Source organism: Burkholderia sp. MSHR3999 (assembly GCF_000833595.1).
In the GTDB taxonomy this organism is placed as follows: domain Bacteria; phylum Pseudomonadota; class Gammaproteobacteria; order Burkholderiales; family Burkholderiaceae; genus Burkholderia; species Burkholderia ubonensis.
On sequence record NZ_JRFO01000001.1, the window covers coordinates 1,637,658 to 1,662,841 of the forward strand.

The 25,184-nt window shown below is 69.4% G+C and carries 23 protein-coding genes and 1 pseudogene; 15 read left to right on the forward strand and 9 right to left on the reverse strand.

Annotated elements, in window-relative coordinates; translation table 11 throughout:
- Positions 1-12: 12 nt before the first annotated feature.
- Positions 13-1,185 (reverse strand): MFS transporter, encoded by a 1,173-nt coding sequence (locus KY49_RS07630; RefSeq protein WP_042584030.1) that lies wholly within the window; start codon positions 1,183-1,185, stop codon positions 13-15.
- A gap of 129 nt (positions 1,186-1,314) precedes the next feature.
- Here KY49_RS07630 and KY49_RS07635 point away from each other — a divergent pair, with 129 nt between their 5' ends.
- Positions 1,315-1,830 (forward strand): MarR family winged helix-turn-helix transcriptional regulator, encoded by a 516-nt coding sequence (locus KY49_RS07635; protein WP_042584031.1) that lies wholly within the window; start codon positions 1,315-1,317, stop codon positions 1,828-1,830.
- A gap of 101 nt (positions 1,831-1,931) precedes the next feature.
- Here KY49_RS07635 and KY49_RS07640 read toward each other — a convergent pair whose 3' ends face one another.
- The 3 genes from KY49_RS07640 to KY49_RS07650 all read right to left on the reverse strand — a co-directional run bounded on the left by KY49_RS07640 (position 1,932) and on the right by KY49_RS07650 (position 6,884).
- Positions 1,932-2,636, reverse strand: coding sequence for a glutathione S-transferase N-terminal domain-containing protein (locus KY49_RS07640; RefSeq protein WP_042584032.1), 705 nt, complete (start codon positions 2,634-2,636; stop codon positions 1,932-1,934).
- A gap of 259 nt (positions 2,637-2,895) precedes the next feature.
- Entirely contained in the window at positions 2,896-4,020 is a 1,125-nt protein-coding gene (locus tag KY49_RS07645; protein WP_042584033.1) for a porin, read from the reverse strand.
- 152 nt (positions 4,021-4,172) lie between these two features.
- A complete protein-coding gene (locus tag KY49_RS07650) occupies positions 4,173-6,884 on the reverse strand; it encodes a LuxR C-terminal-related transcriptional regulator (protein ID WP_042584034.1) in 2,712 nt (903 codons plus the stop codon).
- Between the two features lie 245 nt (positions 6,885-7,129).
- On the opposite strand from KY49_RS07650, the gene KY49_RS07655 reads away from it, so the two are divergent.
- The 11 genes from KY49_RS07655 to KY49_RS07705 all read left to right on the forward strand — a co-directional run bounded on the left by KY49_RS07655 (position 7,130) and on the right by KY49_RS07705 (position 18,046).
- Positions 7,130-8,029: a hemerythrin domain-containing protein gene (locus KY49_RS07655; RefSeq protein ID WP_042584035.1), complete on the forward strand. Its 900-nt coding sequence runs from the start codon at positions 7,130-7,132 to the stop codon at positions 8,027-8,029.
- An 18-nt stretch (positions 8,030-8,047) separates the two neighbouring features.
- Positions 8,048-9,028, forward strand: a complete 981-nt coding sequence (locus KY49_RS07660) for a quinone oxidoreductase family protein (protein ID WP_042584036.1) — start codon at positions 8,048-8,050, stop codon at positions 9,026-9,028.
- A gap of 10 nt (positions 9,029-9,038) precedes the next feature.
- A complete protein-coding gene (locus tag KY49_RS07665; RefSeq protein WP_042584037.1) occupies positions 9,039-9,887 on the forward strand; it encodes a TauD/TfdA dioxygenase family protein in 849 nt (282 codons plus the stop codon).
- A 50-nt stretch (positions 9,888-9,937) separates the two neighbouring features.
- A complete protein-coding gene (locus KY49_RS07670) occupies positions 9,938-10,993 on the forward strand; it encodes a 3-keto-5-aminohexanoate cleavage protein (RefSeq protein ID WP_010094445.1) in 1,056 nt (351 codons plus the stop codon).
- A 146-nt stretch (positions 10,994-11,139) separates the two neighbouring features.
- Positions 11,140-12,468, forward strand: a complete 1,329-nt coding sequence (locus KY49_RS07675; RefSeq protein ID WP_042584617.1) for an MFS transporter — start codon at positions 11,140-11,142, stop codon at positions 12,466-12,468.
- 18 nt (positions 12,469-12,486) lie between these two features.
- Complete coding sequence (locus KY49_RS07680; RefSeq protein ID WP_042584038.1) at positions 12,487-13,062, forward strand: RBBP9/YdeN family alpha/beta hydrolase; 576 nt, start codon at positions 12,487-12,489, stop codon at positions 13,060-13,062.
- A gap of 270 nt (positions 13,063-13,332) precedes the next feature.
- A complete protein-coding gene (locus KY49_RS07685; RefSeq protein ID WP_042584039.1) occupies positions 13,333-14,499 on the forward strand; it encodes an extracellular solute-binding protein in 1,167 nt (388 codons plus the stop codon).
- A 69-nt stretch (positions 14,500-14,568) separates the two neighbouring features.
- A complete protein-coding gene (locus tag KY49_RS07690; protein WP_042584040.1) occupies positions 14,569-15,648 on the forward strand; it encodes an ABC transporter ATP-binding protein in 1,080 nt (359 codons plus the stop codon).
- Positions 15,645-16,514 (forward strand): ABC transporter permease, encoded by an 870-nt coding sequence (locus tag KY49_RS07695; RefSeq protein WP_042584041.1) that lies wholly within the window; start codon positions 15,645-15,647, stop codon positions 16,512-16,514. The genes KY49_RS07690 and KY49_RS07695 overlap by 4 nt, the downstream gene beginning before the upstream one ends.
- On the forward strand, positions 16,514-17,455 hold the full coding sequence (locus KY49_RS07700) for an ABC transporter permease (RefSeq protein ID WP_042584042.1): 942 nt from the start codon (positions 16,514-16,516) through the stop codon (positions 17,453-17,455). Before KY49_RS07695 ends, KY49_RS07700 begins: the two co-directional genes overlap by 1 nt.
- 153 nt (positions 17,456-17,608) lie before the next feature.
- A complete protein-coding gene (locus KY49_RS07705; RefSeq protein ID WP_042584043.1) occupies positions 17,609-18,046 on the forward strand; it encodes a hypothetical protein in 438 nt (145 codons plus the stop codon).
- A gap of 21 nt (positions 18,047-18,067) precedes the next feature.
- Here the strand turns inward: KY49_RS07705 and KY49_RS07710 are convergent, their stop codons facing one another.
- Positions 18,068-18,364 carry a DUF4148 domain-containing protein gene (locus KY49_RS07710; RefSeq protein ID WP_042584044.1) on the reverse strand — a complete coding sequence of 99 codons (297 nt, stop codon included), beginning with the start codon at positions 18,362-18,364 and terminating at the stop codon, positions 18,068-18,070.
- A 209-nt stretch (positions 18,365-18,573) separates the two neighbouring features.
- Here KY49_RS07710 and KY49_RS07715 point away from each other — a divergent pair, with 209 nt between their 5' ends.
- Entirely contained in the window at positions 18,574-18,786 is a 213-nt protein-coding gene (locus KY49_RS07715) for a hypothetical protein (RefSeq protein WP_042584045.1), read from the forward strand.
- Positions 18,787-18,942: 156 nt separating this feature from the next.
- Positions 18,943-19,074 (forward strand): annotated as a pseudogene (locus tag KY49_RS36965) (GntR family transcriptional regulator); the annotation flags it as partial.
- Between the two features lie 34 nt (positions 19,075-19,108).
- Here KY49_RS36965 and KY49_RS07720 read toward each other — a convergent pair.
- The 4 genes from KY49_RS07720 to KY49_RS07735 all read right to left on the reverse strand — a co-directional run bounded on the left by KY49_RS07720 (position 19,109) and on the right by KY49_RS07735 (position 23,539).
- A complete protein-coding gene (locus tag KY49_RS07720; protein WP_042584046.1) occupies positions 19,109-20,803 on the reverse strand; it encodes a sialidase family protein in 1,695 nt (564 codons plus the stop codon).
- A 220-nt stretch (positions 20,804-21,023) separates the two neighbouring features.
- Entirely contained in the window at positions 21,024-21,377 is a 354-nt protein-coding gene (locus KY49_RS07725; protein ID WP_059743112.1) for a hypothetical protein, read from the reverse strand.
- A gap of 405 nt (positions 21,378-21,782) precedes the next feature.
- The gene (gene prfH / locus KY49_RS07730; protein ID WP_080403930.1) at positions 21,783-22,397 is read right to left on the reverse strand and encodes a peptide chain release factor H; all 615 of its coding nucleotides are present in this window, start codon (positions 22,395-22,397) and stop codon (positions 21,783-21,785) included.
- Positions 22,397-23,539, reverse strand: a complete 1,143-nt coding sequence (locus KY49_RS07735; RefSeq protein ID WP_042584048.1) for an RNA ligase RtcB family protein — start codon at positions 23,537-23,539, stop codon at positions 22,397-22,399. The genes prfH and KY49_RS07735 overlap by 1 nt, the downstream gene beginning before the upstream one ends.
- Positions 23,540-24,258: 719 nt before the next feature.
- Here KY49_RS07735 and KY49_RS07740 point away from each other — a divergent pair.
- A complete protein-coding gene (locus tag KY49_RS07740) occupies positions 24,259-25,134 on the forward strand; it encodes an RNA ligase family protein (RefSeq protein ID WP_042584049.1) in 876 nt (291 codons plus the stop codon).
- Positions 25,135-25,184 lie beyond the last annotated feature (50 nt).

Genomic DNA, 25,184 nt, shown 5'->3' on the forward strand with positions numbered 1-25,184 from the left:
CCGCGCCTGCGCTCACGCGCGCGCGACGCGACGCGCAACGTGCGGCGCGAAGCCGGACGCCAGCGCGCACAGCACGACGCACAGGCACGCCATCGCGATCCACGCCGGCGTCAGGTCCGCGAGATGCTGGCGCACGATGCCGGCCGCGAACGGGAACAGCCCCGCGATCAGGTAGCCGATGCCCTGCACGAAACCAGTCAGCGACGCGGCATCGGCCGGCGTCGCCGCATGGTCGACCGTGACGATCAGCGACAGCGGGAACAGCGCGCCGATGCCCGCGCCCATCAGCAGCGCGACGGGCAGCGCGAGCCCCTCCGGCGACGCGAGCATCAGCACGAGGCCGACGAACAGCGCCGCGATCGCCGCGAACAGCGCCGCCCGGCGATCGGGCATGCGGTCGATCGTCGCGGACACCGCCAGCCCGGCCACGACTTCCGCGAGCGTCACGCCGCCGAGCAGGCCGCCGGCCGCCGTGGGCGACCAGCCGAGCCGCATGTAGAACGGCGGCAGCCACGCGAGCACGAGCGTGTACGCGCCGGTCGCGATCCCGAAGAACAGCGCGAGCCGCCATGCGCGTGGCGAGCGCGACGGCCGCGCGAGCACCGGCGACGCGGCGGCGACCGGCGCGCCGCCACGGCTCGCGAACGGCCACACGGCCGCCGCGACGACGGCCGGCAGCGTCCAGCACGCGAGCGCCGCGAGCCAGCCCCAGCGCGCGGCGGCCAGCGGCGCCGCGACGCTCGCGAGTACCGCGCCGCCCATGATCGACGTCGAGTAGACGCCCATCACGCCGCCGATGCGCGTCGCGAAGTTGGCCTTCACGAAACCGGGCAGCAGCGCCTGCACCATTGCGATGCCGATGCCCGCGCAGCACGCGCTCGCAAGCAGCAGCCACGCATGCTGCGCGCCGACGCGCGCCGCGCACGCGAGGCCGATCAGCACGATGCCGATTCCGACGCCGCCCGCGATCCCGGGCGAGCGCTGCAGGCGGCGCGCGCGCAGCGCGCCGAGGCCCATCAGCACGATCGGGATCGTCGTCAGCAGGCTGGCGGTGCTGTCGTCGATGCCGGTCGCGCGCTGGATCATGTCGAGCAGCGGGCCGACCGCGGCGAGCGCCGGGCGCAGGTTCAGCCCGACGAGGACGATGGCGGCAAGCCGCCATCCGGGGGAAGTGAAGCGATTCATCGTGTAGCCCTCGGTGACGTGCGCGGCGTCGAGGCGGACGCCGCGCGTTTTTCAGGTAAATTATCTTGACGTCAAGATAAATGCTGATTTATCTCGACGTCAAGATAACTTGTTTGCGAAGGAGGGTTAATGGATCGAAGGGATCGAGCCGCGCACGCGGTCGCGCAATGGCGCGACGAACGCCCGGATCTCGACGCGTCGTCGATGCTCGTGATGGGCAGGCTGCAGGAAGCGGCGCTCGCGATCGGGCGCGACCGTCTCAATCCGCTGTTTGCGCGCTACGGGATGCAGCCGGGCGAATTCGACGTGCTGGCGACACTGCGCCGCGGCGGCGCGCCGTTCGCGCTGACGCCGACGGCGCTGTATGACGCGCTGATGATGTCGTCGGGCGGGATGACCGCGCGCATCGACCGGCTGCAGAAGGCCGGCTGGGTCGAGCGCCGCCCGAATCCGGCCGACGGGCGCGGCACGCTCGTCGCGCTGACGGAGGCCGGCCGCGCGTTGATCGACGAGGCCGTCGTCGCGCACGTCGAGAACCAGCGCGCGATACTGGACGCGCTGTCGGCGTCGGAGCAGGCGCAGCTCGCGCGGCTGCTCGGCAAGCTGCTGGCGGGGTTGGGTGAGGCTGGCGGCGGGGGCGGTTAGTCTCGTCGCACGGCTGGGCGCCGCGCGGCCGCATCGGCCCGCCGCGCGAGGCGGCGGGCTGTCGGGTTGCCGGCGCGATGGAAACGCGCCGGCTGCGCGGATCAGCCGCGGGCCGGGATGTTGAGCCCGCGCGCGACGGCCGGGCGGGCGACGAACGCGTCGAGCGCGCGCGCGACGTGGCGGAATTCGCTGAAGCCGACGAGCTCGCCTGCCTCATAGAAGCCGATCAGGTTGCGCACCCACGGGAAGATCGCGATGTCGGCGATCGTGTAGGTGTCGCCCATCACCCACTTGCGCTCGGCGAGGCGCGCGTCGAGCACGGCGAGCAGCCGCTTCGATTCGGCGACGTAGCGGTCGCGCGGACGCTTGTCCTCGTAGTCGCGGCCGGCGAACTTGTGGAAGAAGCCGACCTGGCCGAACATCGGGCCGATGCCGCCCATCTGGAACATCACCCACTGGATCGTCTCGTAGCGGCCCGCGAGATCCTTCGGGATCAGCTGGCCGGTCTTGTCGGCGAGATAGATCAGGATCGCGCCGGATTCGAACAGCGGCAGCGGCTTGCCGTCCGGGCCGTTCGGATCGATGATCGCCGGAATCTTGTTGTTCGGATTCAGCGACAGGAACGCGGGCGAGAGCTGGTCGTCCGTGTCGAAGCGCACGAGATGCGGCTCGTACGGCAGGCCGGTTTCCTCGAGCATGATCGACACCTTGACGCCGTTCGGCGTCGGCAGCGAGTAGAGCTGGAGGCGGTCGGGATGCTGGGCCGGCCACTTTTGCGTGATCGGGAAGGCGGACAGATCGGGCATGGAGGGGTTCGCTCGTCGAGGTGGGTCATCTGCGGCTCGCTGCGCCGCCGCGCGCGGCCGGCCGTTCACGGCTCGGGAACGGCAGGGCTACGCGGAAGCGGGCGTGGCCGGCCGCGCCAAAGCGCCCACTGTAGCCGATCTGACAAATCGGTGCTGTGGGTGCCCCGGCAGGCTTGCGGAAAGCTTGCCGCCGGGGGCTTCCAGCCAGGCTCCCCGAGCTGGGCGCCCCCAGCTACGCGCCCCGAGCTAGGCGCCCCCCTCAAAAGCTATGCCGCAACCCGATCATCGCCGCCGTCGTCCCGACGCCCGGCGCGACCGGCTGCCCGTAGACGAGCATCTGGTCCATCGTGCCGCGGTTGTTCACATGCCCGACCTGCGCGTAAACCATCGTGCGCTTCGACAGGCTGTAGTCGGCCGCGAGCACGACCGACGTCGATTTGTTCGCCGACCGGTTGCGGTCCTTCAGGTAGTACACGGCCGACGTGACCTGCAGCGCGGGCGTGAAGCGATAGCCGGCGCCCGCCGACATCATGTCGAAATTCGCCTGGTTCGAATGTGCGGGGTTCTTGCCGTTCCCATACGAAGCCGACACCGAGAAATCGTGAATCGTGTACTTCGCGCCGACGTACACGAACCGGTTGTTGTTCACGCCGGTCGGCGTCGAGCCGGGCGCCGGATTCGCGTCATGGCCGTTGTAGTAAACGGCCGCCACGTTCAGCCCATGGTTCGAGTACTTGAGCACGACCGATTCGCGCGTGCCGCCCTGGATCTGCCCGGCGACGCCGCCCGGCGCATATTCGAGCGCGACCGACACGCCGCCGAACGTCGGCGACTGGTAGACGAGCGCATTGCTGTCGTACAGCGCGCCGATCGCGCCGTTGGTGCTCGTGCCGGGCCAGCCCGCCGCGGTGTTGATGCCGAGCCACGCGGTCAGGATGCTGCCGAAGAACTGCGCGTTGCGCACGTCGGTGTCGGCCATCGCGTAGATCATCGGCACGATCTGGCGGCCCGCCGTGACGCTGCCGAACGGGCCCGACACGCCGACCGACGCGATCTGGTTGAAGATCGCGACCGCGCCCGGCGTGTCGCTCAGCTGGAACCGGCCGGTGCCGCTGTCGAACGAGCCCTGCAGCTTGAAGTTGACCTTGTAGCCGCCGCCGATGTCCTCGCTGCCCTTGATCCCCCAGAAGCTCGAATAGATCCCGCCGTCCTTCATCCGGAACACCTTGCCGGTGTTCGGCGCGCTCGGGCTGAACGATGCGGCCGACGTGCTCTGGTACAGCATGCCGGTGTCGATCACGCCGTACAGCGTGACGGAGGATTGCGCGTGCGCGAGCGCCGACCAGGCGGCAAGCGCGGCGAGCGCGGCCAGTTTCGTCTTCATCCGAGTCTCCGGGATCGTGTTGTTCCCGGGCGGGATCGAGCCTGCCCGGGTGATGCGCAAAGACTACGCAACGACGCGCGGCCGCTCCCCCCCACGCGCGGGGGGCAGGGTTGCGGAGAATCGACGGGACGAAGGCGTGCTGCTGCGGCGCGCTACGGCGCGTTTTCAAGCAGGCCGAGCACCAGCGCGCGGCGCACCGCGTGCTTGCGCGAGCTGGCGTCGAGCTTGCCGAACAGGTTCTTCAGGTGCCATTTCACGGTTTCCTCGCCGACGGCGAGCGCGACCGCGATTTCCTTGTTCGACAGGTTGCGCGCGAGCAGCTCGAGGATCGCGCGCTCCTTCGGCGTCAGCACGACGCTCGGCACCGCGCGCGGCCCGGCCGCGCTGCGCGGCGCGGGCGGCACGACGCGCGGCTGCGGCAGCGCGTGGCGGGCCTGGCCCGTCTGGCTCGCGCTCGCGGCGGCCTCGTCGCCGACCCGGCGCGCCCAGTCCGCGACGGCCGGATGCGCGTCGGCGAGCGTGCGCGTGAGGCCGAACACGTCCGCGAGGTTCATCGCCTCGACGAGCCGCGCGCGGCCGCCCTGGCCCGACTGCTCGAGCGCGAACGCGCCGAGCGCCATGATCTCGATGCGCGCGCGGCCGACGTTCATTTCGCGGGCGAGCGCCGCCGCCTCGTCGAGCGCCGCGCACGCGTCCTCCCAGCGGCGCGCGGCCAGCGCCGCGCCGGCATGCGCGGTCGCCTGCAGCAGCACGACGGGGCGCCGCCACAGCGGCCCGTGGGCCGGGAACTCGGCGGCTGCGATCGCATCGATCCGCTCGACCAGCGCATGGCAGGTCGCCTCGCGGTAGCGCGCGGCGTGGATGCGCACCTGTTCGGCGAGGCTCGCGACCGACAGGCGCGGCAGCCGCCGCGCGACGCCCATCGCGTCCAGCGCTTCGAGCAGGTCGATCGCGCGGTGCTCGAGGCCGCGCAGCAACGCGATGCGCGCCGCGGTGCAGTAGCCGAGCAGCACCGTGTCGGGGATGCCCGCGTGCTCGAGCACATCGAGCCGGTTCGCGAGCAGCGCGGCCGCCTGGTCGACGCGATCGGCCTCGTACGCGAGCGCCGCGCACAGCGCCGCGAACATGCAGGTCAGCGGATGGCGGCGGCCGAGATCGGCTTCCGCGCGGGCCAGCGCGGGCGACAGCACGTCGTCCGCGAGCTGCCGCTGCCCCTCGCACAGATAGCTGAAGCCCGTGATCAGCTCGCCCCAGCGCGCGACGTAGCCGAAACCGGCCGCCGTCTCACCTCGCGGCGCGGCCTGCTGGAAGCGGCGCGCCTGCGCCGGCTCGCCGAGGATGATCGCGCGCGCCGACAGCCGGTTCGCGTGCATCTGCGCGAGCCAGGTCGCGGGCGGCGGCGCGAAATCGGCCCACGGTTCGAACAGCTCGACGAAGCGGTCGATCTCGTCCGCGTAATACGCGGCCGCGCTCAGGATCAGCGCGCATTCGTAACGCATCGCGGGCGGCGTGTCGGGCGCGGCGAGGATGCCCGCGATCTGGCGGCGCGCCTCGACGTGCCGCTCGCCGAGCGCGAGCGCCCATGCGACCGCGATCCGTAGCGCCGGGCGCTTGTCGAGCTCCGCGTCGGGCAGGCGCGCGAGCCAGTCGAGCACGTCGTCGATGCGGCCTTCCTTGATCGCGTTCTCCAGGCAGCGCTGCGCGAGCGCATAGGCGAGCTCGAGCTGGCCGGCCGCATACGCGTGGCGGGCCGCTTCGTCCGTCATCCCGTGCGCGTCGAGCCAGCCGGCCGCGCGCGCGTGCAGGACGCCGCGCGCGGCGTCGGGGCCGGCCGCGAGGCGGTCGCGCAGCGCGTCGCGCACGAGCGGATGCAGCCGGCACCAGTCGGAATCGTCCGACGCGATGAAGAGCGGCGTGTCGCGCGCGAGGCGCGCAAGGCGCGCGGACGCGCCGGCGTCGTCGAGCAGCGCGCCGCACAGCGACGGATGGAGGCGATCGACGACGCTCACCCGCGTGAGAAACGCGGTGTCGTCGGCGGACAGGTTCGCGAGCAGCAATTCGACGAGCCGGTCGCGGGTGCCGCCCGCGCGCGCGGCGAGCGCATCGACGGCCTGGCGCGGATCGGCCGCGCGCGCCATCGCGGCCATCGCGAGCTGCAGCCCGAGCGGCCAGCCGTCGACGCGCTCGAACAGCCGCGCGCACGCATCGGCGTCGACGCGCTGCGCGAAGCGCGCGCCGACGAGCGCGATCGTCTCGTCGAGCGTGAAGCGCAGCCAGTCGGGGCCGACCAGCAGGCATTGGCCGCCGGCGAGCAGGTCGGCCGCCGCGTGGTCGAGCCCGCGCCGCGCGGCGACGACGACGCGCAGGTTCGGCGGCGCGTTGTGCAGCACGTAGGTCAGCGCGTCGAGGCCGGCGGCGGGCAGCCGCTCCGCGTCGTCGACGATCAGCAGCGCGTCGATCGACAGTTGCGCGACTTCGGCGAGCCACGCGGTCATTCCTTCGAGCGCGCGTGCCGCATCGGGCGCGCCGCGCGCGATCAGGCGGCCGAAGCCTGGCCTGGCGCACCCGGTCCGCACGGCCTGCACGAGCCCCAGAAGCAGCCGCGGCGCGTCGTCGCGCTCGTCGGCCGACAGCCAGATGACCGCGCGGCCGAGCGCCAGGCATTCGCGGCGCCATTGCGCGAGCAGCGACGTCTTGCCGTAGCCGGCCGGCGCCTGCACGAGCGTGATCGGGCGTTCGTCGAAGCCCGGCGCGGCGAGGCTCAGCCGCGCGCGGGCGAGCAGCTGCGCCGGCACGCGCGGCGCGGTGGTCTTCAGCACCAGCTCGGTGGGGGCAGCGTCGGCGCGATCGGGTGGGTGGGCCATCGGGGGAGCAGGTCGGAATCCCGGCGGTGCCTTGCAGGCCGGCGTCCGGTATGGAACGTGCGGGAAGGATCAGCCGAACACCGTGCGGGCGTCAATCCCCCCCGTCACGAGTGGGGCCGCAACGACCCCGCGTCGATAGCATGGGTGCCGATGAATCACGAATGCGACGAGGAGAGCGCCCATGACGACTGCATCGACCGGCACGCCCGCCAGCGCGTCGCTCGCCGGATAAGCGGAGCCGCGCGATGTATCGCCATCTGCTCGTGACGGTCGACGGCGCGCCCGGCGGCATCGACGCGGTCGGCCATGCGCTGGAGCTCGCGCGGGCCGTGAGCGCGCGGGTCACGTTCGTGCTGTCCGGCACGTCGCCGCACGCGTATTTACCCGGAGCGCGGATGTCGGAGCACGGTGCGAAAGTGGAAGCGGCCGCGCGGGCGCAGGGCGTGTCGTATGCGATTGCGCCCGCCGGCGGCACGCCGCTGCCGGACCTGGCCCGCGTGCTCGGCTGCGACCTGATCTGCGTCGCGGCGCTGCCGCACGGCGCGCCCGCCGGCGCAGGCGCGCAGCGGCGGCGCCTGTTCGCGGCAAGCGGCGTGCCGGTGCTCGTGTGCGCGGCTTCGCACTCGCCGGCCGCGGCGCGCGTGATCGCCCGCTGTCTCGACGCGCATCGCGCGGTGGCCGCGCTGCTGCATGCGTTGCTGCGGCATGCGGCGCACGCGGGCGAACCGGGGCCGGATGCCGTTGCGTGCCGCCGCGTGCTCGCGGATCTCGCCGGCCTGCAGGCGCAGCGTTTCGGCGCGGGCGCGCAAGCGCGGCTGTTCGCGACGCTGCGCGCACGCACCGAGAGCGTCGAGGCCGAGCTGGACGAACTCGAGCGCCAGCATCGGCGCGATGCGCAAGCGCTCGACGCGCTGGCCCGGATGGCCGGCGACGCGCAGTCGGGCGCCGCGTTCGATGCGGCGCTCGCCCGCTACGCACGCGGCGTGTTCGAGCAGATGGGGCGCGAGGAAGGCGTGATTTTCCCGGCGGCGCGGCGCTACCTGAGCGACGCCGACTGGACGGAACTGGATGAAGGCCCGGCGGCGCACGCAGCCGCGACGCAGGGCGCGGACGAACCCGAGGATGCGCGGCGCGCATCCGACTGACTTACCACGGAGAAACACATGGCACATGCAGTGCGATTCCATCAGACCGGCGGCCCGGACGTGCTGCGCTGGGAGACCGTCGAGGTCGGCGACCCGGGGCCCGGCGAAGTGCGCGTGAAGCACGCGGCGGTCGGCCTGAACTTCGCGGACACCTATTTCCGCAGCGGGCTCTACCCGGTGCCGCTGCCGTCCGGCATCGGCGTGGAAGCGGCCGGCGTGGTCGAAGCCGTCGGCGACGGCGTGACGCATGTCGCGGTCGGCGATCGCGTGACCTATACGGGCTTCATCAACACGCTGGGCGCGTACAGCACCGAGCGCCTCGTGCCGGCCGCGCCGCTCATCAAGCTGCCCGACGCGATCGCCTGCGACACCGCGGCCGCGATGACGATGCGCGGCCTCACGTCCGCGTACCTGCTGCGCCGCATCCATGCGTTCAACGCGGGCGACAGCATTCTGCTGCATGCGGCGGCGGGCGGCGTGGGCCTGATCGTGTCGCAGTGGGCGAAGCTGCTCGGGCTGACCGTGATCGGCACGGTGTCGAGCGAAGCGAAGGCGGAAGTCGCGCGGGCGCACGGCTGCGATCACGTGATCCTGTACCGGCACGAAGACATCGCCGGCCGCGTGCGCGAGCTGACGGACGGCAAGGGCGTCGACGCCGTGTTCGACAGCATCGGCAAGGACACCTTCGACGCGTCGCTGGATTCGCTCAAGCGCCGCGGCCTGATGGTGTGCGTAGGCACCGCGTCGGGCCCGATCCCGCCGTTCAATCCGCAACTGCTCGCGATGAAGGGCTCGCTGTACCTGACGCGCCCGGCGCTCGCCGACTACATCGCCGACCCGGCCGAGAAGGCGGCGCTCGCGGGCGAGCTGTTCGATCACGTCGCCGCGGGCCGCATCCGGATCAAGATCCACCAGCGCTACGCGCTCGAGGACGCGGTGCGCGCGCATCGCGACCTGGAAGCGGGCAAGACCACGGGTTCGTCGGTATTCGACGTCTGAGGAGCCGGCCATGCGAGTCGAACCGCTCACCTGCGCGATCGGCGCGGAACTGTCCGGCGTGAGCCTCGCCGACGCCGTGCACGACGACGGCCTGTTCGCCGAGATCCGCGCACTGCTGCTGAAGCACCGCGTGCTGTTCCTGCGTGACCAGGACATCACGCGCGCCGAGCACGTCGCGTTCGCGCGGCGCTTCGGCGAGCTCGAGGACCATCCGGTCGCGGGCAGCGATCCCGAGCATCCGGGCCTCGTGCGGATCTACAAGTCGCCGGATCAGCCGAACGACCGCTACGAGAACGCGTGGCACAGCGACGCGAGCTGGCGCGTGGCGCCGCCATTCGGTTGCGTGCTGCGCTGCGTCGAGTGCCCGCCGGTCGGCGGCGACACGATGTGGGCGAACATGGTGCTCGCGTACGAGAACCTCCCCGAGCACGTGAAGCGGCAGATCGACGGGCTGCGCGCGCGCCACAGCATCGAGGCGAGCTTCGGCGCGGCGATGCCGATCGACAAGCGGCTCGCGCTGAGGGCTCAGTACCCGGACGCCGAGCATCCGGTCGTGCGCACGCATCCGGAGACGGGCGAGAAGATCCTGTACGTGAACGCGTTCACGACGCACTTCACGAACTTCCACACGCCGCAGCGCGTGCGCTTCGGGCAGGACGCGAATCCGGGCGCGGGGCAACTGCTGCAGTACCTGATCAGCCAGGCGTACATCCCCGAATACCAGGTGCGCTGGCGCTGGGCGAAGCACAGCGTCGCGATCTGGGACAACCGCAGCACCCAGCATTACGCGGTGATGGATTACCCGCCGTGCGTGCGCAAGATGGAACGCGCGGGGATCGTCGGCGACGTGCCGTTCTGAGCCCGCATCGACACGAAACACCAGCACAACGATTCAATCTGGAGGACGACATGCAATTTCTCGACGATTCGCTGCACCCGGAGAACCAGGACAAGGTGGTCATCACGGTCGCGCCGTACGGCCCCGAATGGATGCCGGCGGATTTCCCGGAGGACATTCCGGTGACGATGGACGAGCACGTGCAGAAGGCGGTGGACTGCTACAACGCGGGCGCGACGGTGCTGCACCTGCACGTGCGCGAGCCCGACGGCAAGGGCAGCAAGCGGCTGTCGAAATTCAACGAGCTGCTCGGCCGGCTGCGCGACGCGGTGCCCGACATGATCCTGCAGGTCGGCGGCTCGATCTCGTTCGCGCCGGAAGGCGAGGGCGCCGAAGCGAAATGGCTGTCCGACGATACGCGCCACATGCTCGCCGAGCTGAGCCCGAAGCCCGACCAGGTGACGGTTGCGATCAACACGGTGCAGATGAACATCACCGAGCTGATGGATCGCCGGGACATCGCCGGCACGTCGCTGAACGACGCCGCGTACTGGGAAGCGTATCGCGAGATGACCGTGCCGGCCGGGCCCGGCTGGGCCGACGAGCACTTGCGCCGGCTGCAGGCGGCCGGCATCCAGCCGCACTTCCAGCTCACCGGCATGCATGCGCTGGAAACGCTCGAACGGATGATCCGCCGCGGCGTGTACCGCGGCCCGCTGAACGTCACGTGGGTCGGCATCGGCGGCGGCTTCGACGGCCCGAACCCGTACAACTTCATGGAATTCGTGCGGCGCTGCCCGGACGGCGCGTGCATCACGCTCGAATCGCTGATGAAGAACGTGCTGCCGATCAACACGATCGCGATGGCGATGGGCCTGCATCCGCGCTGCGGAATCGAGGACACGATCATCGACCAGAAGGGCAACCGGATGACGTCGGTGCAGCAGGTCGAGCAGTGCGTGCGGATCGCGCGCGAGCTGGGGCGCGAGGTCGCGACCGGCAAGGAGGCGAAGGCGATCTACCGGATCGGCGTGCAGTACGACGGCGTCGACGAGACGCTCGCGCAGCTCGGGATGGCGCCGAACCGCCGGCCGGGCCAGGTGAACGTGCCGCTGCGCGCGGCCTGACGCGGCGCGCCGCCGCTCGCCGATCGCAGATCGCTGTAGCGCGGCGCCCACCCTTGCGCGCGGCGCAAGGCGGATTCCGGGAAGCGGAGCGGGGCCGCGCAAACCGTGCCGACGCGCGATGGCGCGCGGCGCCGGAGGAGACACGCATGCTGATTCATCACGTCGAGCCGTCGATGCAGGACCTGAGCGTGGGCCGCCGCCGCGCGCCCGCGTTCGCATGGCTCGTGTTCGGGCTGACCGTCGGCCTGCTGCTGTCCGACTACATGTCGCGGCAGGTGCTCAATGCGGTGTTTCCGCTGCTGAAACACGCGTGGGGCCTGTCCGACACGCAGCTCGGCTCGCTCAGCGGGATCGTCGCGCTGCTGGTCGGCGTGCTGACGTTCCCGCTGTCGGTGCTCGCCGACCGCTTCGGCCGCGTGCGCAGCATCGTGCTGATGGCCGCGCTGTGGAGCCTCGCGACGCTCGGCTGCGCGCTGTCGACCAATTACGCGGAAATGCTCGCGGCGCGCGGGCTGGTCGGGCTCGGCGAGGCCGCGTACGGCAGCGTCGGCGTCGCGCTGATCCTGAGCATCTTCCCCGCGCACCTGCGCGCGACGCTGACCGGCGCGTTCATGGCCGGCGGCGCGTTCGGCTCGGTGTTCGGGATGGCGCTCGGCGGCCTGGTCGGCGCGCATCTCGGCTGGCGCTGGTCGTTCGGCGTGATGGCCGCGCTCGGGCTCGTGCTGCTCGTCGCGTACCGCTGCGTCGTCACCGAGCGGCGGCTCGCCGCGTATCGGCCGGAACCATGCCGGCGCGACGGCGGCGCGCCGCGCGGGATGCGCGGCAGCCTGCGCGCGCTGATGGCGGGGCTGTTTGCGTCGCGCTCGGTGATCTGCGCGTACGTCGGCAGCGGGCTGCACCTGTTCGTGCCGGGCGCGCTGTTCGCGTGGCTGCCGAGCTACCTGAACCGCGACTACGCGATGGCGCCCGACCGGGCCGCCGTGCTCGCGGCGGGATTCGTGCTGCTCGCCGGCATCGGGATGGTCGGCTGCGGGATCGTCACGGACCGGCTCGGCAAGGCCGATGGGTCGCGCAAATGGCTGACCGCGATCGCCTATTGCCTGCTGACGTGCGGCAGCCTCGCTATCGCGTTCCGGCTGCCGCCCGGGCCGCTGCAGCTCGCGCTGATCGGCGTCGGGATGCTGGTCGGCGCGGGGGCGTCCGGCGCGTCGGGCGCGATGGTCGCGAACCTCACGCCCGCCGCGATCCACGCGTCGGCGTTCGCGACGCTCACGCTCGCGAACAACCTGCTCGGCATGGCGCCCGGGCCGCTGTTGACCGGCTGGGTCGCCGATCACGTCGGGCTCGGCGCGGCGCTGCAATGGATTCCCGTCGTGCCGCTCGCGGCGGCGGCGACGTTCGCGATCGGGCGCGCGAGTTACGCGGCCGATCTCGCGCGCCTCGAACGCGGGCAGCGTGTGCCTGCGCGTTCCTGAACCTTTGTTGGAGACTGCATGACCTTGGCGAACCCACCCACCATCCTGATCGTGCCCGGCTTGCGCGATCACGTCGAAGACCACTGGCAGACGCATCTCGAACGGCGCCTGCCGAATGCGCGCTCGGTCGCGCCGCTGGAGCACGACAAGCTGAGCCGCGCCGCGCGGGTCGCGGCGCTCGACGCGGCGCTGGCGGCGATCGACGGCCCGGTGATCCTCGTCGCGCACAGCGCGGGCGTGATGATCACCGTGCACTGGGCGCGGCAGGCGACGCGCCCGATCCTCGGCGCGGTGCTCGCGACGCCGGCGGATCTCGAAACGCCGATGCCCGCGCAATATCCGTCGATTGACGCGATTCGAGACAACGGCTGGCTGCCGGTTCCGCGCGAACGCCTGCCGTTTCCGAGTCTTGTCGCGGCGAGCCGCAACGATCCGCTCGCGCGCTTCGAGCGCGTCGAGGCAATGGCCGCGCAGTGGGGCAGCCGGTTCGTCGACCTGGGGGAGGTCGGGCATCTGAATCCGGCGTCGGGGTTTGGCGAGTGGCCGGGGGCGCTGGCGCTGATCGGCGAGGTTCAGGCGCTTGGGGCGGGGTGAGTGCTGGTTGCGACGCGATGCGCGCCGCCGGCGCGCCGAACCGGTTCCATCTCTCTATTTATCGATGTCTGATGTCATAACACATCGAATCCTTCTGCCAGACCCCGCGCAAACCGCGCTCTACACATGGATCGATGTACGGCGAACGAGTTTTTGTTAGGGAAACTCCCGCCCTGTTCGCCGTGCTTTTTTGTTGACCGACATCGTATAACAAAGTCATGATTTCCCGAAAGAAAGGTCCCATCCACCCGACCGCAAGAGAGAGGAGACATGAACTCATCCAGGATCGCGCGCCGCGTCCGCCGCATCGCGTTGGCGCTGGGCTTCACGCTGTCGGCCACGGCCGCGGTTGCCGCGCCGGTGTCGATCAACGTCGTCGACGTCGCGGGCAACCTGCAGCTCACGCAGAAGGCGATCGAGGCGTTCAGGGAGAAGAACCCGAACCTCGTCGCGAACTTCACCTTCACCAACGCGCCCGCACCGCAGCTGCCGGGCAAGATCAAGGCGATGCAGGCGGCCGGCCGCTCCGACATCGACCTCGTGCTGACCGGCACCGACGCGCTCGCGGCCGGCATCGAGCAGAACCTGTGGCTCAAGCTCCTGCCCGACAACGCGGGCGCGCTCCCCGGCGTGCTCGACAAATACGCGCCCGGCCCGCGCAAGATGCAGGATCTCGCGCAAGGGTTCGGCCTCGAAGTCACGTACATGCCGGCCGGGCCGCTGCTCGAATACAACCCGGCGAAGGTCGCCGATCCGCCGAAGACGCCCGCGCAGCTGCTCGCGTGGTGCAAAGCACATCCGAACAAGCTGATCTACGCGCGTCCGGCGAACTCGGGCCCGGGCCGCACGTTCCTGATGGGGTTGCCGTACGTGCTCGGCGACAAGAATCCGCAAGACCCGATCAACGGCTGGGACAAGACCTGGGCGTTCCTCAAGCAACTGAACGACTGCGTCCCGTACTACCCGGGCGGCACGTCGGCCGTGATGAAGGAGCTCGGCGAGGGCACGCGCGACATGACGGTGACCGTCACCGGCTGGGACCTGAACCCGCGCGCGCTCGGCATCGTGCCGGCCGATTTCAAAATCCAGGCGTTCGACGACATGACGTGGGTCAACGACGCGCACTACATGGTGATTCCGAAGGGCGTGCCGAAAGAGAAGCTCGACGTGCTGTTCAAGCTGATGAACTTCCTGCTCGAACCCGCGCAGCAGGCGATGACCTACGACGACGGCTACTTCTATCCGGGCCCGTCCGTGAAGGGCGTGACGCTGGAGATGGCGCCCGCGCACAGCCAGGACGTCGTCAGGAAATTCGGCCGCCCCGAGTACGCGAAGCTGCTGGCCGAGCGTCCGCACGTGCAGCCGCTCGGTGCGCAGGCGATGGTCGCCGCGTTCCAGAAGTGGGACCGCGAGATCGGCTCGCAGAAGTCGAAGTAGCCCGCCATCCCGCATGACCCGGCGGGCGCCGCGGCGCCCGCGCCATCGGAGGCCGTCAGGAAGATCGCGATGAAGCACACTTTCGAACAGCTGCGCCTCGACGCGGTATGCCGCAGCTTCACCAATGCGGAAGGCGCGCAGGTCGCCGCGCTGAGCGGGCTCGACCTCGACATCCGGCGCGGCGAGTTCATCGCGCTGCTCGGCCCGTCCGGCTGCGGCAAGTCGACCGCGCTGAACTGCATCGCGGGCCTGCAGCCGCTCACGAGCGGCGGCATCTGGCTCGACGACGAACGCATCGACGTGCTGCCGCCCGAGCGCCGCGGCTTCGGCATGGTGTTCCAAAACTACGCGCTGTTTCCGCACATGTCGGTGCTCGACAACGTCGGCTTCGGCCTCAAGATGCGCGGCGTGCCGAGGCAGGAAACCCGCAAGCGCGCACAGGAAGCGCTCGAGCTCGTGCAGCTCGTCGGCCACGAGGGCAAGCTGCCCGGCCAGCTGTCGGGCGGCCAGCAGCAGCGCGTCGCGATCGCGCGCGCGATCGTGATCGAGCCGCCGCTCGTGCTGATGGACGAGCCGCTGTCGAACCTCGACACCAAGCTGCGCATCGAGATGCGCGCGGAAATCCGCCGCATCCACACGCAGCTCGAACGCGCGACGATCTACGTGACGCACGACCAGGACGAGGCGCTGTCGATGGCCGACCGGATCGTCGTGATGAAGGAGGGCGTCGTCCAGCAGGTCGCGTCGCCGAAGGAAGTCTACACGCGGCCGCGCAACCTGCACGTCGCGCGCTTCATGGGCTATCGCAACGTGCTGCCGTTCACGCTCGAAGGGATGGCGGGCGAGCGCGTGGCGGTCGCCGCTTCAGGTGTGCGGCTCACCGGCGTGCCGATGGCCGGCTTCGATCGCAAGGACGTCGCGGTCGCGCTGCGCCCCGACGATTTCGCGCGCGCCGGCGCCGCCGACGACAATGCGTTCGACGCGACGGTCGAGACCGTCGAGTACGGCGGCCGCGATTCGCTGATCCGCGCGGCCGCGCCGTTCGGCAAGATCTGGGCGCGCGTGGCCGGCGAATTCGGCGAAGGCGAGCGCCTGCGTCTTCGTATCGCCCCGGAGCGCACGCTGGTCTACGCGGGAGAAGCAGCATGAGCACGCTCGTCGCGCCCGGCGCGCCGCGCGACGCGAAAGGCTGGCTCGTCACGCCCGCGCTCGGCTTCATCGTCGCGCTGTTCATCTATCCGTTCGCGTACGGCGTCGTGCTGTCGTTCCAGCCGATGAACGGCGGCGCGCTCGCGAACTACGCGCAGTTCTTCACCGACACCGCGATGTGGCCGACCGTGATCGTCACGCTGAAGCTCGCCGTGCCGGCGACGCTGATCAACGTCGGCGTGTCGCTGCCGGTCGCGTTCGCGCTGCGCCGCCATTCGCCGTACCAGAAGCTCGTGACGACGCTGCTCGTGATTCCGGTCACGCTCGGCACGGTGCTCGTCGCGGACGGGATGCTCACGTACTTCGGCCCGAACGGCTGGTTCCCGCAGGCGCTGCAGGGGCTGCACCTGTACACGGACGAGGTGCGCCTCACGCACAACTACTGGGGCGTGCTGCTGTCGCTGATCGTGTCGGGCTTTCCGTTCGCATTCCTGCTGATGCTGTCGTACGTGAGCGGCATCGACCCGACGCTCGCGCGCGCGGCCGCGACGCTCGGCGCGAACCCGTGGCAGCAGTTCCGGCAGATCTACCTGCCGCTCCTCGTGCCGGGCCTGACGATGGCCGCGTGCCTGTCGTTCGTGCAGGCGTTCTCGGTGTTCCCGTCGGCCGTGCTGCTCGGCGCGCCGGCCGGGCCGACGCGCGTGATCTCGATCGCCGCGGCCGAGGCCGCGTTCGAGAGCTACGACTATTCGCTCGCGTCGGCGATCGCGATCGTGATGGGTTTCGTGCAGCTGGTGGTGGTCGCGTCGATGCTCGGCGCGCGCCGTTTCTTCTATACGGGGCCGGTGACGGGAGGCAAGGGCTGATGGCGACCGACAATCATGCCGCGCGGACGTGGCCGTCGCAGTCCGGCCCGCACGACGCGCGACGCGACGACGGCGCGCGGCCCGTCAACACGATGAAACCGCAGAAGGCGCGCCGCGGCGTGGCCGCCCGCGCATGGCAGGCGCTGGTCTGGGGCGTGATGACGTTCTTCCTGCTGAACGTGATGCTGCTGATCGCAACCGTCGCGGTGAACTCCGTCGCGACGCGCTGGTTCGGCACGCCGCTGCCGCAGGGCTTCACGCTGCACTGGTACGCGAAGGCGTGGGAAGACTTCCAGCTCGCGAGCGTGCTGTGGGTGACGGTCGAGGTGGTCGGCGCGGTCGTGCTGCTGTCGATCGCGCTCGGCGTGCCGGCCGCCTACGCGCTCGCGCGCGCGCGGTTTCCGGGCAAGCGTTTCGCGCTGCTGGTGTTCCTGCTGCCGCTGATGGTGCCGCCCGTCACCTACGGGATTCCGATGGCGACCGTGATGTACAAGGTCGGGCTCGCGGGCACGCTGTCCGGCGTGATCCTCGCGAACCTCGTGCCGGCGCTGCCGTTCGTGATCCTCGTGATGACGCCGTTCATCGAGCAGATCGACCCGAACCTCGAAGCGGCCGCGCGCATCTTCGGCGCGAACACGTGGCGCTATTTCCGCTACGTGCTGCTGCCGCTGCTGGTGCCGGGCATGCTCGCGGCGGGGCTGCTCGTGCTGGTGCGCACGATCGGGATGTTCGAGCTGACCTTCTTCACCGCCGGGCCGAGCACGCAGACGCTCGTCGTCGCGCTGTACTACGCAGTGTTCTCGACCGGCGTGCGCGCGCCGCAGTCGATCGACGCGATGGCGATGATCTACATGGCGATCACGCTCGCGTGGGTCGTGATCGCGCTGCAGTTCGTGAGCCCGACGCAACTCGTGAGCCGCGTGAAGCAGGAGCGGCCGTAGCACGCCGCGCGGGCGCGCCGTGCAATTGGTTACAAATGGATACCGCATACGGGGCGCGAACGTTGCAGACTACGCGGCATACCGGCGCGCGACCGGCGTCCTGCGGGGCGCGGGCTCGGCGCGCTTCCCGTTGCTCACCGGATCACGAATCACATGAAGTTTCACACGCTGCTGACGCTCGGCGTCTCGACGATGCTCGTCGCCGCCTGCAACCTGTTTCACGAGGGCCCCGGCGCGCGCGACATCGACGCGGCCGTGCGGCGTTCGCTCGAAGCCGAAAACCACGGCGGCCTCAACGCGCTGCTCGGCCAGCCGCTGCCGGTGTCGGCCGACGTCGTGTCGGTCAAGCCCGACGGCGACTGCAAGAAGGCCAGCGAGCGCACCTACACGTGCAACGTCGTGTTCACGTGGCGCAACCCCGACAACGCGCCGACGCGCGCGGAGCTGACCTTCGTGCAGGGCGCCGACGGCGCGTGGCAGACGTCGAACGTCGACGCGGCGCTCGCGACCGGCGCGGCGAAATCGATGATCGACCGGATCGGCAAGGCGTGGCCGGGCAGCCCGGCGAGCGCGGCGTCGGACGCGCATTGACGCGTCAACGTGTATTGCGGGTCAGTGGTGGCTGATCAGCATGTCGGCGCCATGCGCCGGCGTCACGCGCGTGCCCGACTGGGCAGCCGCGCCGGCTTCGCTGCCGACGCCCGAGGTTTGCGCGACGCGGGCCTCGGCGGCCTGGATGTCGGCAGGATACTGATTGCGTGACGGCTTGTAGCCGGCTTGTTCGAGTTGCTGCAATTGCGACACGACTTCGGAGCGCGTAACCGGCTCGCCGGCCGGTTGCGATTGCGCGAACGAAGCAACAGGGGCCGCGAACGCGGCGGCAACGAGCAGAGATAGGGCGGATTTCATGATTGGAGCCTCCGAAAGAGATAGCCGGCAGGAGCAAACACACCCGCAACCGACATTTCCATCCTGACGATCCGCACTTAAGCGAATGTTAACGGCGGCCACATGTGCGGGCGGCCCAAGCAGGGACGGACACCACCGTGCACGCGTGCCTCATCCTAGGGAAAACCCTTATTTGAGATATAATATCGACCTCGAAGAAAGGTCGAATCATGCCTGAACGTTTACAAGCCCTTGAAAGAATTGCCTTTTCGCTGGTCTGCATGTCCGCGGTCGTGTGTTCCGCATTCCTCGCCTACGCGCAGCATCCCGAAATCAAGGATGCGCTCCGCCAGGGCGAAGCCCTGATGCGCGAAAGCGCCAAGTACTCGGCGATCTGCTCGCCGAGCAAGGTCGATCCCTGCGCCGAAATGTCCGCGTATTGAACCGGACGGCGTGATGCCTGCGCACGGGGCCTCGAACCCGTCGCGCGTTAGATCCGCCGTTTCCCCTGCGGCGCCGTTCCGGGCGCCCAATCCTCCTCCAGCCCCCGCTTCCCCGAGCCGCTGCCGCACCGCTCAACCCGCGGTCACGACCGAGCGCGCGGGTCGAGGCTGTGCGTGGTGAAGCTCGATGACGCGTGGGCGACGCGCACGCTGTGGGTCGGCGTGAAGGCGGGCAGCGTGCTGACGAGCGATATCGCGAAGCTGTTCGACTTCATGTCGGCGCGCTGACAGGGCGGCGACCGAAGGTCGTCGCCCCAAGTGCTCACTGCAATCCCGAGATCTTGCGGGTGAATTCGGCCGTCACGTTGTGACCCGTCGCGATGCCGAACACCGGATACACGGTCGTCGGCCCGCTCGCGGTCAGGCCCATGTAATCGCCGAGGAAATGGCCACGCGCCACGGGAGCGTCAAGTATGTTGAACGAGGCCGTGGTCAGTCGCTGCTCGTTGCCCCAGTTGGCAGGGTTCGTGCATGCGGTCGCGGTCGAGCAGAAGAGCGCGAAATAGTCGGTGCCCTCGAAGCCGACAGGCGTGTTCGTGTCGTTACGAAAGTCGTAGTAGGTCACCACGACCGTCTTGCCGTCGCCCGACGCCACCACGGCAGGAATGAACGCCTGCTGCCGGCACCGGTTCGCGGCGTTCGCCGGCGTCTTGTTGATCATCACCGGCTTCGACCAGGTCGCCCCGCCGTCATCCGACTCGCTGAAAGCGATCCCGTCGACCGGGATCGAGCCGGTGGGCGTGGTGCAGGCGGCGGTCGAAAAACGATCGTCCTGCCACGCGAGATAGATTGCTCCCGTCGCCGGGTTCACTGCGACGCTGTAGAGAATGGCGGCATCGCGTATCCGCTGGCCGGAGTCCGGCGTGACCACGCCGACCACCCGAATATCGCTGGCGAACGCCGGCCCCGTCCAGCTTCCGCCCTTGTCCGTCGACTTGATATAGCCGATGTTGAGCACTTGCGGCGTGACGTTGATCGCCGTGAAGAAATCGAGCAGGGTGCCATCGGGCAATGCGCGGACGATATTGTCGATCGTCTGCTTGTTCGTCCCCGGCTGGTAGATCGGGGCGGCCGTGCTCCAGGTCACGCCGTTGTCGGTGGACCGTGAGAAGAAGGTCGGGCCGGTAAAGTTGAACTTGAAGGACGGGGCGCCGCCCTTGCACGGCGGACTCGTGAACGGCTCGCATACCGACGATGCGCCCGCCGTGGAATTGAGCAGTTGGCGCGCGATCGCGACGCCGTCGTTGCCCGCGAGCAGCTGTGCAGCGTCTTTGCTCGGCGGGAAAACGCTCAACTGATCCCACACCGCATAGACGTAGCCGTTCGCGGTCGGATCGGCGGTGAGCGAGTTCTTGTCGTTCAGCACGTGCGACGAGCTGTTGTGGATCAACTCGACGGGAGCCTGCCACGTTGCGCCGTGATCGACGGAGCGGCTGACCAGCATCGCGCTGCTTCGTGCGCCGAATGGGGTCGTCGGCTGCATGGGGTCCAGCACCAGCGAGAAGAAGAAGGCCGTGCCGTCTTGCGCAAAGTCGACCCAGGGGTCGGAGGCGCGACGGAATTTGCCGCCGGTGCACTCGCTCACGCCGGTCGGGATCGAATTGGCCCAGCTGCTGCCCGCATCGCTGGAGACGACGCCGACGAGCCCGCGTGAGCCGCCGTCGCTCCAGCGGTCCTGCTGGTGGCCGGCGAGAAGGCGGGATGCGTTGGTCGGGTCGGCCGCCACCCACGGCTCGATCGACGTCGCGGGATAAAGGACGCTCCCGAGCGAGGTCTCTTGCGCATGCACCTGGTCGGCGGTGCATCCGCTGAATGGGTCGCCCGCGGCCACCTGGACGAGTGGGCCGAGCACCTGCGCGTGCACGCCCGGGCCGAGCGTGGATGCGAGCGCGATGACGCCGCCGGCCGCGAGACTATGGGAAACGGAGCGGGACAGGCGTCTGCAAATGGAATTCATCTTGTACCTCCGATAAGCCGTACAACGCCTTTGCACTGCCGGCCGTACCTGGCCGGCATCCTGACTCTCGCACGTGAAATCCATCCAGGTGCGAAAGCGACTTCCCCCGACAAAACCAACGCTTGCGGCGCAAATATGTCCGATGGCAGGATTCGCCGCTTCAGAGCCAGCGGCAACGACATTCAGCGTCGCAAACGCATCTCACGCGTCGAGCGCGTGATCAGTCTCGTTTGATACGTGCAATGTGGCGGGAGATGTCCCTGACAACCGTCAACCTCGGAGCCGGCCGGGCGATCGGGCGCGAAACCGTCGCTTCAGGATTCGAGACCAATTCCAGATGGAACGTGGTGAGCGTCATATGCAGCGGCACGTCACCGAGTGCAGCGGCGATGTCGGCCGTGCGCAGCAGGCCGGATTCCACGATGTCGACGTTCATCGACTCGATCCCCGTGTCGAGATCGACATCGATCCGCACGCGGCGAACTTTCGCGCCGCGATTTGCCAGGCAGCGCCATATCGACGGTGCCTGAAGCTTGCCCAAGGCAGCCAGGATCGAGAGCCTTTGTACGACCATTTTGGTTACCTGTCGTCGTGTCCGCCTTGGCCAAGAGAAGACAGTACCAAGCATATGTCGGAAAGGTGGAAACGTACATGAGCGAGCGTGTTCGTATATTCAGCTTTGCGAACAGGAACGGTGCTTGCAGGGGGCCTGCGATATCGTCGGACTCTTCGCTTTCGAGAGACGTTGACAGCGCATCGAACTGGACGAGTCAACGACGTCGCGACGGATCGCGTCAGACGATTCGGCGGACAGGTTGCCGGGCGCGTTCATATAAGAGCCGACAAAAGCGGGGCGCTCGCGCAGCGCGTACCGCTGCGCCGCCGAGCGCCCCTGATCCAAATCGAATCAAATCGGATTGATCTCATCCTGACCCGGGAATGCCCGTCGCGGCCCCTCATGCGGCGTGAGCACCCGCGCTCAGCCCGACGGCGTGAACGCGGCGCCATGAAACACCCGCACCGGATTACCGCGTTCCAGCGCGAAATGCTGCATGCGCCGCTGCTCGCGCGCATGCCCGGCTTCCCGGTCGGCCTGCTCCCGCAGGCGCGCGTGCAGCAGTTGCAGCGCCAGCCGCTTGTTCGCGTGCTGGCTGCGTTCGCTTTCCACGCGCACCGACGTGCCGGTCGCGAGATGCGTCGCACGAATCGCCGAGCTGGTCTTGTTGACGTGCTGCCCGCCGGGGCCGCGCGCACGCATCGCTTCGAATTTCACTGCGCCGTCCGGCAATGGCGGTGCGTCGGCGCAGCGGGTGACGCCCACGAACCAGTTCTTGCGCGGATGACGCAACCGGTAAGGGCTCGCGCAGATCCACTGCAGCGTGCCGGCCCAGCGGTCCGCGAGCGCGGTGGCGTCGGCCCCGTCGAGATCGAGCAGCACGGAGCGCACCGTGCCCGGGCGCTCGCCCGGTTGCACGTCCAGCACCGTCAGCGCGACGCGGCACGCGTCGGCTTCGGCCTGCAGGCGCTGCAGCGCCTTCGCCGCGGCGAGCTGGCACTCCGCCGGGCCGTGTGCGGAAGAAATCTGGAGCAGCATCAGCAACACTCCCCGGACGTCTTGTAGGTCAGCACCGGCGTGAGCCGCGCGAGCTTGCGCAGCAGGCCCGCCGCTTCGAGCGCATCGACGACGCTGTCGATCGGCTTGTACGCCTGCGGCGCCTCCTCGTACAGCAGCTCGCGATTCTCGCAGACGACCTGGCTGCCGAGCCGCGTGCGGATCAGCTGCCACGGCGCGAAGCGCCGTTCGAGCCGGCCCTTGCAGTCGGCGCGCGACCACTTGCGCCCGGCGCCGTGCGCGAGCGACGCGAGACTCGCCGCGTCGTCGCGCGGCAGCGGCTCGACGAGATAGCTGTAGTCGCCGCGCGAGCCCGGAATCACGACCGGCCCCGCGTCGGCGGGCGTCGCGCCCTTGCGATGCAGCCAGCCCGGCACGCCGTCGACGACGGCGCGGCTGACCAGGTTGTGATTCACGTCGAGCACGCGCTGGCCGCTGCTGCGCCATCGCGCGAGCATGCGGCGCGCGATCAGGTCGCGATTGGCGACCGCATAGCGCAGCGCTTCGTCGTGACGCTGCAGGTAGGCCGCGCACTCGGCGTGCGTGTCGTCGAGGGCGTTGTAGCCGTGCGCGGCCATGTGCCGCTCGAGGATCGACTGGCCGAAGCCGCGCGAGCCGCTGTGCACGAGCAACTGCAGCCGGCCGCGATCGAGGCCGAGCGCCTGCACGGCCTCGGCGTCGTACACGGTGTCGAGCTTCTGCAGTTCGGCGAAGTGATTGCCGCTGCCGATCGTGCCGAGCGACGCAGCGAACGCGTGCCCGGCCAGCCCGGCGTCGGCGATCGACGCTTGCCAGCTGTCGTCGAGACGCGCGTCGATCGAGCCGAGCTGGCCGACGAGCCGCACCGCGCTCGCGCGCCGCGCGTCGAGCGCGGTTTGCCACAGCGCCATCCCGCAGCCGATGTCGCCGCCGATCAGCGCCGGATACAGGCAGCCGGTCGAGAAGAACGCGGCGCCGACCGGATAGCCGCGCCCGGGGTGAAGATCCGGCATGCCGGCGACGCGCCGCATGCCGGGAAGGGTGGCAGCCAGTTGCAGCTGCCGGATCGCTTCACCTTCGATCCAGGTGTCGGCGGATGCGCACAGCGTGACGCGGTCCGCCAGATATTGCAGGGAATTGCCCATGGAATAGTCCGTTCAATGCAGAAAGGGAACGGCGGGCCATGGCACGGGCAGCGCGCGCGAATGCACTGCCTGACATCGGATGTCGGGAGAACGGCAGACCGAATCGGGTCAGGACGACCCGCAGCATCGCCGGAACGACGATGCAATCGACTGCGATGCGTGAACGATGAAACGAACGGACGCGATGAACCCGAACTACGACCCGCGACGGGAGGAGAGCTGGCGTGACGTCATGTTTTTTTCTCCTTGCGGTGAGTGGGTGAATCGGAATGGCGGCGACTCTAGCATGCGGCGAACGGAATTCGCAAGAGGGCGGTGTTGCGTGTCGGCACGGATGCGACAGCGGTGGCTCCGGCCGGCCGCATTTCCGTTCCATGCGTCATCACGCGCGAAAGCAGGAATCCTGAGCATTTGCGATGCGGCAGCCGGGTCGCCGCAATCGCTTGACAATGTCGAACGCCTTTCGTAGCATCCGCCTCGTTTGCCTCCCAACCCTCATCGAACCGGTGATCCAAGTGCCCGTAGTCATTCGTCAATTCGCCTGATACGCCGACGACTGTCGTCCTGGTCGCGCGCCGTCCTGCCCGTTTCCGCCATTCGCTCATGCGAGCCGGCGACGCATCGCGCAGGTCCGCGTCCGGGAACGCACTGCACACCGCAACGCTTTTCATATCGTTCGTTCACGTCGTCGGCTCTTCCCACCTTGCTGGAGAAAGACCATGACGCTGGATTTCCGCGCCTACGCGCAATCGCTCGACCTCGCCCGTTATCCCCGCACGCCGCATCTCGAAGGCTCGCGGTTGCAGGACGGAGACGAGGGCGACGCCCACATTCCGTATCGCGCCCTTGCGGGCACGCATATCGTCGTCGAGGAAAAACTCGACGGTGCGAACACGGGCATCAGTTTCAGCGCGGCCGGTGAACTGCTGCTGCAGTCGCGCGGCCACTACCTGGCCGGCGGCGGCCGCGAACGCCAGTTCAGCTTCGTGAAGGCGTGGGCGTCCGCGCACGCGGACTGGCTGCTCGAACGCCTCGGGGATCGCTACGTGATGTACGGCGAGACGATGAGCAAGAAGCATGCGGTCTTCTACGACGCGCTGCCGCATCACTTCTTCGAATTCGACGTGCTGGACCGCGTCACCGGCCGATTCCTGTCGACGCCGGCCCGCCGCGCGTTGCTCGCGGGCGGCCCGGTGCTGTCGGTGCCGGTCCTGTACGAAGGCGTCGCGCCGGTCAGGCTGGCGGATCTGAAGGCGCTGCTCAAGCCGTCGCTCGCGAAGACGCCGGACTGGCGGCATGCGTTCGAGCAGACCGTGCGGCGGCAGGGCCTCGATCTCACGCGCGCGTGGCGGCAGTGCGACAAGTCGAACCTGTCGGAAGGGCTCTACGTGAAGATCGAAGCCGATGACGCGACGACCGGACGCCTGAAATGGGTCCGCCGCGACTTCGTGCAGGCGATCATCGAATCGGACCGGCATCACTCGGAGCAGCCGTTCATCCCGAACCTGCTGGCGCCCGGCGTGGATATGTATGCACCGCAGCCGGCAGTCACGTGGGCGACGCTCGGCACGCAGGACAACGCGGCCAGCCGCTGATGAATGCCGCGGGGCGCAGGAAGGCAAGACGACGCATCCGCGCCGCCGCT